9 protein-coding genes and 1 tRNA gene are annotated in these 9,924 nt (G+C 60.4%); 4 read left to right on the top strand and 6 right to left on the bottom strand.

Annotation, left to right across the window (positions count from 1 at the left end; all coding sequences use genetic code 11):
• Positions 1 to 317 precede the first annotated feature (317 nt).
• A complete protein-coding gene (locus ACVOL0_RS19435) occupies positions 318 to 599 on the bottom strand; it encodes a hypothetical protein (RefSeq protein ID WP_481550478.1) in 282 nt (93 codons plus the stop codon).
• A gap of 173 nt (positions 600 to 772) precedes the next feature.
• Between ACVOL0_RS19435 and ACVOL0_RS19430 the strand changes: the two genes are divergently transcribed.
• Positions 773 to 1,120, top strand: a complete 348-nt coding sequence (locus ACVOL0_RS19430; protein ID WP_481550477.1) for a Rieske (2Fe-2S) protein — start codon at positions 773 to 775, stop codon at positions 1,118 to 1,120.
• A gap of 11 nt (positions 1,121 to 1,131) precedes the next feature.
• Here ACVOL0_RS19430 and ACVOL0_RS19425 read toward each other — a convergent pair whose 3' ends face one another.
• The 5 genes from ACVOL0_RS19425 to thiS all read right to left on the bottom strand — a co-directional run bounded on the left by ACVOL0_RS19425 (position 1,132) and on the right by thiS (position 5,980).
• Complete coding sequence (locus ACVOL0_RS19425; RefSeq protein WP_481550476.1) at positions 1,132 to 1,887, bottom strand: DUF6491 family protein; 756 nt, start codon at positions 1,885 to 1,887, stop codon at positions 1,132 to 1,134.
• A gap of 43 nt (positions 1,888 to 1,930) precedes the next feature.
• Positions 1,931 to 3,778 carry an SLC13 family permease gene (locus ACVOL0_RS19420; protein WP_481550475.1) on the bottom strand — a complete coding sequence of 616 codons (1,848 nt, stop codon included), beginning with the start codon at positions 3,776 to 3,778 and terminating at the stop codon, positions 1,931 to 1,933.
• Positions 3,779 to 3,902: 124 nt separating this feature from the next.
• Positions 3,903 to 4,655: a tRNA (guanosine(46)-N7)-methyltransferase TrmB gene (trmB, locus tag ACVOL0_RS19415; protein WP_481550474.1), complete on the bottom strand. Its 753-nt coding sequence runs from the start codon at positions 4,653 to 4,655 to the stop codon at positions 3,903 to 3,905.
• Positions 4,655 to 5,449: a thiazole synthase gene (locus ACVOL0_RS19410; protein WP_481550473.1), complete on the bottom strand. Its 795-nt coding sequence runs from the start codon at positions 5,447 to 5,449 to the stop codon at positions 4,655 to 4,657. The genes trmB and ACVOL0_RS19410 overlap by 1 nt, the downstream gene beginning before the upstream one ends.
• 330 nt (positions 5,450 to 5,779) lie before the next feature.
• Positions 5,780 to 5,980: a sulfur carrier protein ThiS gene (gene thiS, locus ACVOL0_RS19405; RefSeq protein WP_481550472.1), complete on the bottom strand. Its 201-nt coding sequence runs from the start codon at positions 5,978 to 5,980 to the stop codon at positions 5,780 to 5,782.
• 178 nt (positions 5,981 to 6,158) lie between these two features.
• Between thiS and ACVOL0_RS19400 the strand changes: the two genes are divergently transcribed.
• The 3 genes from ACVOL0_RS19400 (at position 6,159) to ACVOL0_RS19390 (ending at position 9,828) form a co-directional block, all read left to right on the top strand.
• Positions 6,159 to 7,946 carry an autotransporter outer membrane beta-barrel domain-containing protein gene (locus tag ACVOL0_RS19400; RefSeq protein WP_481550479.1) on the top strand — a complete coding sequence of 596 codons (1,788 nt, stop codon included), beginning with the start codon at positions 6,159 to 6,161 and terminating at the stop codon, positions 7,944 to 7,946.
• A 232-nt stretch (positions 7,947 to 8,178) separates the two neighbouring features.
• Positions 8,179 to 8,252, top strand: a tRNA-Gly gene (locus tag ACVOL0_RS19395).
• A 103-nt stretch (positions 8,253 to 8,355) separates the two neighbouring features.
• Complete coding sequence (locus ACVOL0_RS19390) at positions 8,356 to 9,828, top strand: site-specific integrase (RefSeq protein ID WP_481550471.1); 1,473 nt, start codon at positions 8,356 to 8,358, stop codon at positions 9,826 to 9,828.
• Positions 9,829 to 9,924 lie beyond the last annotated feature (96 nt).

Genomic DNA, 9,924 nt, shown 5'->3' with positions numbered 1-9,924 from the left:
GCCGACACCACTGAGACTACCGGCATAGCTGCAATCTGATCGACCATCTGCTTCGCGGCTCACGCCGCTCCCACAAACTGGGTGTGCCGGTAAGGTCTCTGCCGAGCATGGCTCGGCACTACCGCTTCTGCTCCCTCCCTTTCGCGTAGCGAAGGGGAGGGTTTGGGAGGGGGACGTCCTTCGCTGGTTGGTGCATCTGTGGCTTTGCGGCTCTTGCTGCGTAGTCGGGAAAGCCTCTGCCGAGCATGGCTCGGCACTACGCGTAGATTGGCCGGGAAAGCCTCTGCCGAGCATGGCTCGGCACTACATTGGCTGCCTTAGCGTGCTTGTGGCAGGGCGGCCTTGCGTACTACGCGGTACTCGGCGTCGACCACGGTCGGGTCAGCCTTGCGTACGGTGCGGGCCTTGCGCGATGCAAACAGCTTCCAGGCGATGCCGCCCAGGATCATGGCCGCGCCAATGAACACGCCGCCGACCACCAATACCGCAAGAATTGCGATGCCTAGCAGGCCCAAGGCAATGCGCACCAACGGGTTGCGCGGTTTGCGCGGCTCGAACAGGTTGCGCAGCTTGGCGAATTGGACGTAGCGGATGTTCATGAAAGCTCTATGACGTTGAGTCTGGGACGAAGTATCAGGGGCGATTGGGCCAATTGCGTGAAGTTGTCGTTAATCTGTGTCTGAACAGGGGGCGGCACGGTGCCATGAGTCAGCTTCGTCCCGGCGTTGGCCGCCCATGCGACAATGCCCCGTTAACCCGTATCGGTGCTCCAATGTCCAACGCCATCGCTTCCGGAATCGAACTCTGCCCACTGGCCGTCGTGCCTGATCAAGGCTTTCACGCGGTGGTGGCGGTGATTGATGGCGATGCCGAGACGCTGGTGCTGTACCGCGATGGCGATGCAGTGCGGGCATGGTTGAACGTCTGCCCGCATGCTGGGCGTGCGTTGGATTGGGCGCCTGGCCAGTTCCTGAAGAGTCGCGAAGGGAACCTGGTCTGTGCAGTGCACGGTGCTTCGTTCGAGCTGGAAGGCGGCATCTGCGTCGCGGGCCCCTGCAAGGGCGATTCGCTGCGCGCGGTGCCGGTGCTGGTGGGTGACGGCAAGGTACTGCTGGGCTGAGCCCTGCAGGCTCAGCTCCCGTTCTTGTCCTGCACCGGATAGACGCGGCTGATCTGGCAGTCGAAGCTGCCGCTGAAGTTTGCACGATCACCGGGCCGGATCAGTTCGCGTTCCGGGCGAGCCAACGCCATCCTGTCGCCTGGATGGCCGCAGACCATGCCGATGCCCATTCCGGAGACCAGGGTCATCGTCTGCGCGTTGGCCAGTGCCGGGCAGTTGCTGGCGACTTCAATACGATAGAAGCGATTGCCAGCGGCGCGGTTGGGTGCAACTTCGACGGTGATCCCCTGCGGGCTCTCGCTCCAACGGCGGACGGCGTCAACGCCGACGCAATAATCCGCTGTGCCACGAAAGCCGCGTGAGGGTGCCGCGCTTGCGGCCTTGACCTGCAGGGGTGCCAAGGTGGCGACCTGTCTGTCGCGCTGCCGTAGCAGATCGGCGTAGTTGCGCGTATCCAGGGGCTCGATCGTGCTGATCGGGCATTGCGCATCGCCAATGACCAGGCTTTCGCCTGGTTCTGCGCACAGCCAGCCTTCTTTGCTGCCGCGCACCGATAGCCTGCTTTCCGGCGCAGGGCAGTCCTGTGCAAGTTGTACCTTGAAACGCTGCCCATCCTTCAATCGCACTGCCAGCGTGTTGGAGGTGATGTCTTCGGCACCGCTGATCTGGCGTGCATCGATGCAATGTGCCTGCGGAGGTGTGCGCTGCTCGGCAGCGGCGCTGAGCATGACCAGAAAACCGAGTGCTCCCAACGTCATCCGTTTCATCGCATTCTCCTTTGCAGGTCCGGTCTGGCGGACGGTTTGTCCATCAGAACATGATGTTGATCATGATCACCACAATAACGGTGTAGAGCAGCGACAGCGGTCCGCCGACCCGCCACATCTCACGCGGAGTGTACTTGGCCGGGCCCATCGCCATCGAAATCACCGGGTTGGACGCGGTCATCAGGTTGTTGGACGCCGACAAGGCCACGATCAGCGCGAATGCGGTCGGATTGCCGCCCGCAGCCAAGGCCAGGTTGACCGCAATCGGCACCATCACGATGGTAGCGCCGACATGGCTGATCACCAGCGAGAACGCGGTGGTCAGCAAGGCCAGCGCGATTTCCAGTGCCCACACCGGAATACCAGTGGGCAGTTTGTCGATGGTGTGGCCGGCAATCCATGCCGCCGCGCCGCTGCTGTCCATGGCCCAGCCCAGCGGAATCAGGCCGGCCATCATGAAGATGGTCTTCCAGTTGATCGCTGCATAGGCCTCGTCCATGCGCAGCACGCCGGTCAGCAGCATGCCGGCCACGCCGGTGAGCAGGGTCAAGGCCACCGGCAGGTGCGAGGTCAGCGCGATGATGATGGTGATGGCGAAGATGGCCATCGCGATCTTGAATTTGTGTGGACGCTGTTCGCCCTTGGGGTAGTCGGTGACCACCACGAAGTCGCGGCTTTCAGCGGCGGTGGCCAGGTCCTGCCAGATACTGTGGAAGACCAGCATGTCGCCGGCACGTAGCGCGGTATTGCGCACGTCCTCGCGGATGACCTGCTTGTCGCGGTTGATCGCCAGCAGGCTGATGCCGCGTTCCTTGCGCAGGCGCAGCTCGCCGGCGGTCTTGCCGATCAGGCGCGAGGTTGGCGGCACCACTGCTTCGGAAATGCCTGCGCGCGCAGGATTGAACAGGTCGCCCAGCTGCTTCAGCCGCGAGGACATGCGCAGGAACTGGTTCTGCGCGAAGTCGGACACCTGCTGACGCGGGCCCATCGCGCCGATCACGCTGCCTACCCAGATGCGCATGTCGGCTGGTGGTGACAGGCGGGTGTCATCGCCGGTTTTCAACGCCAGCAGCAGCGGTGCGTCGAACAGGTTCTCGGCCTCGCCGACGGTCATGCCGACCAGCGGGCTTTCGGCAGTGACCAGCAGTTCGAAGACATCGCCTTCGATGCCATAGGACTTGGCGAAATAGCTTTCGGTGCGGGCCGGTGCCTGGCCGTCCTCGCTTTCGGTTTCCTCTTCCTGCAGCTTGCGGCTGCCGTAGAAGCGGAAGTAGGCCAGCGAAGCGACCAGCAGTGCGATACCAATCGGCAGCGGCGCGAACATGCGCAGTGGTTCGATGGTGGCGGTGCCGGACGGCAGGTTGTTGTTGGCCGACATCAACAAGTCGTTGAGCAGGATCAGCGGCGAGTTGCCGACCATGGTCAGCGCGCCACCCATCACGATGGCGGCGGAAATCGGCAGCAGCTGGCGCTTGAGGGTGAGCGCGGTGCGTGAGGCCAGTCGCGAGGCGACCGGCAGGTACAGCGCCATCACCGACGGGTTCTGCATGAACGAGGAGTTCAAGCCGGCGGTTGCGCTGGTCAGCAGCAGCAGGCGTTGTTCCAGACCATGCGAACGCCGCAGCAACCAGCCGGCAAGCCGGTTCAGCGCGCCGGTACGGTCCAGGCCGGCGCCGAGAATGGTGGTGGCGATGATGCTCATCACGGCGTTACCCGAGAAGCCGCCGAAGATTTCCTCCGGCGCGATCAGGCCGGTGACGCCCAGCACCACCATCACCACCAGCGCCACCACATCGGCGCGGATGCGCTCGAACAGGAACATCGCCATCGTGAAGCCCACCAGCCCGAGCACGAGCTTCATATCGGTGGTGAGCGTCAGCGCGGTATCCATCAGGGCAGTGACTTCAAGGAGGAGAACTGGGGCGGTTCGGCAGTGCACTCTGCCATCAACGCTGCGCAGGCAGCGTGTTCGGCAATCCCATGGAAGCGTGCAGCTGTCATCGCGCCCTCGTCACTCAGCCGGCGTCCGTGGCACCGGGCTTGTCATACAGCAGATCCCAGACGCCATGGCCCAGTTTCTGCCCACGGGTCTCGAAGTGGGTCTGCGGACGCCAGTCCGGGCGCGGCACCGCGCCACGCGGGCCGGCGCGGTTGACCAGACCGGGGGTGGCATCGAGCACGTCCCACATCTGCTCGGCATAGTCTTCCCAGTCGGTGGCGCAATGCAGGCGGCCGCCAACGCGCAGCTTGCGCACCAGCAGTTCGGCAAAGCCCGGCTGCACCAGACGGCGCTTGTTGTGGCGCTTCTTGTGCCAGGGATCGGGGAAATAGATGCGGATCTCATCAAGAGCGCCGTCGGCGATTTCCTTCTCCAGCACCTCGACCGCGTCGTGGTGGTAGAGCTTGACGTTGTCGGCATTGTCATCGGCCAGTGCATTGAGCAGGCGGCCTACGCCCGGTGCATGCACCTCGATGCCGATGTAATCCTTGGAGGTGTCGAACTGGGCGGCGTAACGCAGTGCGGCGCCGTTGCCGAAACCAATCTCCATCACCTTGGGCGCGTTGCGACCGAAGGTGGCGTCCAGGTCACGTGGCTCGCCATTGAAGTCGATGCCGAAGCGCGGCCAGCGGTCGTCGAACGCGCGCTGCTGAGCCGGGGTGAAGCGGCCCTGACGCAGCACGAAACTGCGGATCTCGCGGCGGCCTTCGGTCACGGTGAAGGGTTTGGGCGGTGCCTTGGAGCCCGCGCTGTCAAAAGGATTGGTCATCAGCCGATCAGCCCATCAACGGGGGAGGAAGCGCTGGCATAGCGCTTGCGCGGAATGCGGCCAGCGAGGAAGGCCTCGCGGCCGGCTTCCACGGCCTTGCGCATGGCGCTGGCCATCAATACCGGGTTGCGGGCGCCGGCAATGGCGGTGTTCATCAATACGCCGTCGCAGCCCAGCTCCATCGCGATGGCTGCGTCCGAAGCGGTGCCGACGCCGGCATCGACGATGATCGGCACCTTGGCGTTCTCGATGATCTCGATCAGGTTGTACTTGTTCTGGATGCCCAGCCCGGAACCAATTGGCGCTGCCAGCGGCATCACCGCGGCGCAGCCGATTTCCTCCAGGCGCTTGGCCAGGATCGGGTCATCGGAGGTGTAGACCATGACGTCGAAGCCGTCCTTGACCAGCTGTTCGGCGGCCTTGAGGGTGGCCATCACGTCCGGGTACAGAGTCTTCTGGTCGCCCAGCACTTCGAGCTTGGTCAGGTTGTGGCCGTCCAGCAGCTCACGGGCCAGGCGGCAGGTGCGCACGGCGTCTTCGGCGGTATAGCAGCCAGCGGTATTGGGCAGGATGGCGTAGCGGTCCGGCGGCAGCACGTCGAGCAGGTTGGGCTCGCCCGGGTTCTGGCCGATGTTGGTGCGGCGGATGGCCACGGTGACGATCTGGGCGCCAGCGGCTTCGGTAGCCAGGCGGGTTTCTTCCAGATCCTTGAACTTGCCGGTGCCGGTCAGCAGCCGGGATGAATAGGTTTTGCCGGCGATGACCAGCGAATCGGTGGGGGCATTTGCATTCATGCCCCGAATTATCACCCATCCCACCGATCTGTAGTGCCGAGCCATGCTCGGCAACGGGGCAAGCCAGCACTTGTGGTGCCGAGCCATGCTCGGCATGGGCATCACCGGCAAAGCCCCAGCGCAGCACGGCTGCGTTCTACAGGTCGTGCTGGCACAGCCGCCGCTGTCGCTCCCTCCCTTCGCCGCAGGCAAGGGGAGGGCTGGGGAGGGGTTGGCTTTTTAGCCTTTGTGCATTGTCAGCTTCGCGGCTGACGCCATACCCACAAATTTAAATGGTGCGCCGGGAACGCCTCTGCCGAGCATGGCTCGGCACTACCTGGCTGCGGCGCTTCAGCCGCCGCCCAGCGCGTGCACGATTTCCACCACGTCTCCGTCCCGGAGCTGGTGGCTTGCATGCTGGCTGCGCGGGATGATGTCGCCGTTGACCTCCACTGCCACGCGGCGCTCCGCCAGCCCTTCGGCGGCCAATAGTTCGATCAGGGTCAGGGCGGATTGTAGCTGGCGGGGTTCGCCATTCAGATGGATGTCCATGCCGCTATTCTCGCCAGCGCGACTACAAAAGCCCAGCGGCCAGACAGTTTGCGGCGGCGCAGCGTGTTTGTCTTACGCGGTAATGAAAACATAACAACGTGCGGCGGCGTATGCCTGTCCGCTTTCCCCCACCCAGGAGTTGAACATGTCCTCTTCCTTTCGCCCGCTGCGTGCTGCCATGGCTGTCGCCATCGCCTTGGCGGCAGTGCCGGCCATGGCGCAATCGCCGTATTCCAAGACGGTGTTCTTCGGTGACAGCCTGACCGATACCGGCTACTTCCGGCCGGTGTTGATGCAACTGGACCCGAACGCTGCCTTGGTGGGCCGCTTCACAACCAATCCGGGTTGGGTGTGGGCGGACTACATCGCCGATCAGTACGGCACCAATGCCAGCCCCAACGGCAACGGCCAGACCGGTGACAACTATGCGGTTGGCGGCGCCCGGGTTGGCGTGGACACGGTGGGGGCGCTGGGCGCGACGCCGTCGATGAAGACGCAGTTGACCAAGTACCTGGCGGCCAACGGCGGCAAGGCTGACGCCAAAGCGCTGTACACGGTGTGGGGCGGCGCCAATGATCTGTTCGCGGTGCAGGCGGCTCCGGCGCAGGCGCAGGCCATCATCGGTGCAGCGGTGACCGATCAAGTGGGCATCGTTGGGGCGTTGAAGGCCGCCGGTGCAGAGTACGTGATGGTGCCAAATCTGCCTGATATCGGTTTGACGCCGGCCTCACGTGCCGGTGGTGCGGTGGGTATGGCGCAGGGTACCGCGCTGGCCAAGGCGTATAACGACGCCCTGTTTGGTGGCCTGAAGCAGGCCGGGCTGCAGGTGATTCCGGTCGATACCTTCACCATCCTGCAGGAAATCGTCGGCAATCCCGGCACCTATGGTTTCACCAATGTCAGCAACATGGCCTGTACTTCGGCCTCATCGCTGACCTGCTCGCCGCTGAGCCTGGCAGCGCCGAACGCGAACAATACCTATGTGTTCGCCGATGGTGTGCACCCGACCACCGCTGCCCATCAGATCCTTGGCCAGTACGCCATCTCGGTGCTGGAAGCGCCGCGGCTGCAGCAGATACTGAGCCATTCGGCGCAAACCACCGGCCGCGCCCGCGCCGATCAGGTTGGCGCACACCTGGGCTCGCGTCCGGCTGATGGCCTGAGCTGGTGGGGCAATGTGCGCGGTGACATGCAGCGCTACGACCATGCCGATCTGTACGACGGCATGGCGCCTGCTGGTCTGTTCGGTGTTGATTGGGCGCGTGATGGCATGGTGCTGGGCGGCTTTGCCGGCTATGGCCGCATGGATGCCGATTTCGGTAACAGCAAGGGCAACTTCACCCAGGACGACACCACCCTGGGTCTGTTCGCTGGCTGGTACGGTGAGCGCGCCTGGATCAACGGCCAGGTGAGCTACAGCTGGCTGGGTTACGACGTGACCCGCAAGGTGCAACTGGGCCCGGCTACCCGCGAGCACAAGGGCTCGCCGGACGGCAGCAACCTGACCGCTGCGATCAATGCAGGTTACGAATTCGGCCAGGCCGGTGGCTTCCGCCACGGTCCGGTGGCTGGTGTGGTCTGGCAGAAGGTGAAGCTGGACGGTTATGTCGAAAGCAATACCAGCGCCACCGCGCTGGGCTATGCCGATCAGGACCTGGATTCGACCGTTGGCCGCATCGGCTGGCAGGCCCGCTTTGATGGCGGCACCGTGCAACCGTACGTGCAGGTCACCTACGACCATGAGTTCGAAGACGGCAAGCAGGCCAGTGCCTGGTTGCAGACCATGGCCGGCGTTGGCATGTACAAGGTGCCGGGGCTGGAGTTCGACCGCAACTACGCCAGCGCGGTGCTGGGTGCACGGCTCAAGCTGTGGGGCCTGGACAGCAATATCGGCCTGAGCACCACCACGATGCAGAAGTCGGCACGTGATGCGACCTTGTTCGCCAGTTTCGGCGGCAGCTTCTAAGTTGCTGTAGTAATTACGTATTACGAGGTTGTGTGTGGGAGGCGGTGCCGCAATTGCGGCATCGCCTCTTTTTGTTTGTAGGCGAGACGCTTCGAATACCTGCAGAACAGTTGCCTGCGCCGCCATCTGGAGAGTCTGGTCCGGCTGGGAATACGGTATTCGGGCGCCCGAAGCAGTCCGTGCCGGCCGTTGCTTTGTCCCAGCGTCACGCATAGACTTCACCCTCGCCAAAGCGGGCGTAGCTCAATGGTAGAGCTGTAGCTTCCCAAGCTACTGACGAGGGTTCGATTCCCTTCGCCCGCTCCACTCACTCCTGACGCTAGCATTAAGTTGCTGAAAAGTCAAGGGTTTTTGAGAGAAATGATGCTGAAAAACGATCCCCCAAAGGTATCGTTTGAGGTATCGTTTTATGCCAAAACCACTATTTTTAGTGCGTTCTTCCGGACTTTATGTCCGCTTCCTTGTTCCTTCTGATCTTCGGGCTGCTGTCGGCTCTCGGTTCCTCGTGCGCTCCATGTATGGACTCAGGAACGATGCGGCAAGGCTGGCTGCTGCACAGGTAGCTGTGGCACTCTCAAACGCATTCAAGGCGTTCAGGGGCGGTCTAGTGAGTAGTGATGAATTTAAGCGGGGTATCCGCACTTTCACTATTGACACAGTAAAAGTAGGTCAAACGACTTTGACAGGCATTAAAGTCGATGATGATGAAGATGCAGCCCGATTCAATCGCTTTGTAAAGCAACTTCAAGATGAAGAAGCTGAACTAAAGACGCGTGGATTCCCCGGATTTCTTGAACTTCAGAAAATTCAAGAAGGTAAAAAGTATGTTCGGGAAAATAAGAAGCTTTACATTAAGTTGAATGAAGCAGCAGAAGAACATATCAAAGATTTGATTTCTTCCAATACTGACAACAAGACGATCATTGAAAGCCGTCTCTCTCTGCGTATTCTTTCTGGAATTACTGGAAATATCCGAACTCGGGATCTGACTGTAGATTCAGTTCGAGATTTTTTTGATGCCGTGCGTAATTATCCAAAACACGCAACACAGCGGGAAGAATATAAAGCGTTGACTGTGAAGCAAGTTGTCAAGCTTGCTAAAGCGAACAATGAGCCCCCTTTGGCTCAAGCAACACTTGATAAGCACTGGTCTCGTCTTTCGGTGTTTTTTAATTATCTGCGTAAAGTTGAATATCTGGACCGTGATCCCTTGGCCGGTCTTCCCAAGCCTCAAAGCTCCGTCAAGTCTGACGGAGGAAGGCCCTTTACAGCAGAAGAGATAAAAATTGTATTTGGCCCTAGTTTTGAAGAGTGGGCTTATAAGTGGCCACATAGGTTCTGGGGCGTGATGATCGGATTTTATTCAGGTGCCCGAGTCAATGAGGTCGCTCAATTGCGACCCGATGATATTATTCAAGTTAATAATATCTGGGGGTTTGTTGTTACGGATGTAGTAGAAGGGAACTCAACAAAAAACGACAATTCAGATCGTTTTGTTCCTCTTGCCAAACCTGTTCTTGATGCTGGATTTTTGAGTTATGTCGAAGAAATCAAGAAATTTGGTTTTGAGCGACTATTTCCAAATTTGCCCAATGGTGAAGGAAAATTGAGCTTTGGGCGTCAGTTGTCCCGACAATTTTCTGCTTATATCAAAGATCAAGGGATCACTGAATCGGGAATGGGTTTTCATGCACTACGGCACCATTTTATTACATACACTGATCGAGCTTTGACTAAAGAGGGGATGGCTCCCGAAAATCGTGATCCAGCCATTGGGCGTATTACAGGACACTACAAGGTGCCTCCTTCGATCTTGCGTAAAATATATGTTGATAATAATGGATTGCATGTTCCGGCTTTTTTTGAGCTAGGGAAGGTCTGATCAAAGCGCTCTGATACTTGGATTTCAGCGTCAAGGCGCCAAGTCGACCTCGATATGATCGATTTTGCGCCGTTTCTGACGCTTTTCGACGGGTTT

It is taken from the genome of Stenotrophomonas sp. STEN021 (assembly GCF_056760175.1).
This window is presented reverse-complemented; position numbering and strand designations above follow the sequence as displayed.

What these genes read in the sequence shown, in the direction of transcription:
- ACVOL0_RS19390 (WP_481550471.1), top strand. Translation starts at nt 8,356, where the DNA reads ATGCCAAAACCACTATTTTTAGTGCGTTCTTCCGGACTTTATGTCCGC.
- ACVOL0_RS19425 (WP_481550476.1), bottom strand. Translation starts at nt 1,887, where the DNA reads ATGAAACGGATGACGTTGGGAGCACTCGGTTTTCTGGTCATGCTCAGC.
- ACVOL0_RS19400 (WP_481550479.1), top strand. Translation starts at nt 6,159, where the DNA reads ATGGCTGTCGCCATCGCCTTGGCGGCAGTGCCGGCCATGGCGCAATCG.
- ACVOL0_RS19430 (WP_481550477.1), top strand. Translation starts at nt 773, where the DNA reads ATGTCCAACGCCATCGCTTCCGGAATCGAACTCTGCCCACTGGCCGTC.
- ACVOL0_RS19410 (WP_481550473.1), bottom strand. Translation starts at nt 5,449, where the DNA reads ATGAATGCAAATGCCCCCACCGATTCGCTGGTCATCGCCGGCAAAACC.
- thiS (WP_481550472.1), bottom strand. Translation starts at nt 5,980, where the DNA reads ATGGACATCCATCTGAATGGCGAACCCCGCCAGCTACAATCCGCCCTG.
- ACVOL0_RS19435 (WP_481550478.1), bottom strand. Translation starts at nt 599, where the DNA reads ATGAACATCCGCTACGTCCAATTCGCCAAGCTGCGCAACCTGTTCGAG.
- trmB (WP_481550474.1), bottom strand. Translation starts at nt 4,655, where the DNA reads ATGACCAATCCTTTTGACAGCGCGGGCTCCAAGGCACCGCCCAAACCC.
- ACVOL0_RS19420 (WP_481550475.1), bottom strand. Translation starts at nt 3,778, where the DNA reads ATGGATACCGCGCTGACGCTCACCACCGATATGAAGCTCGTGCTCGGG.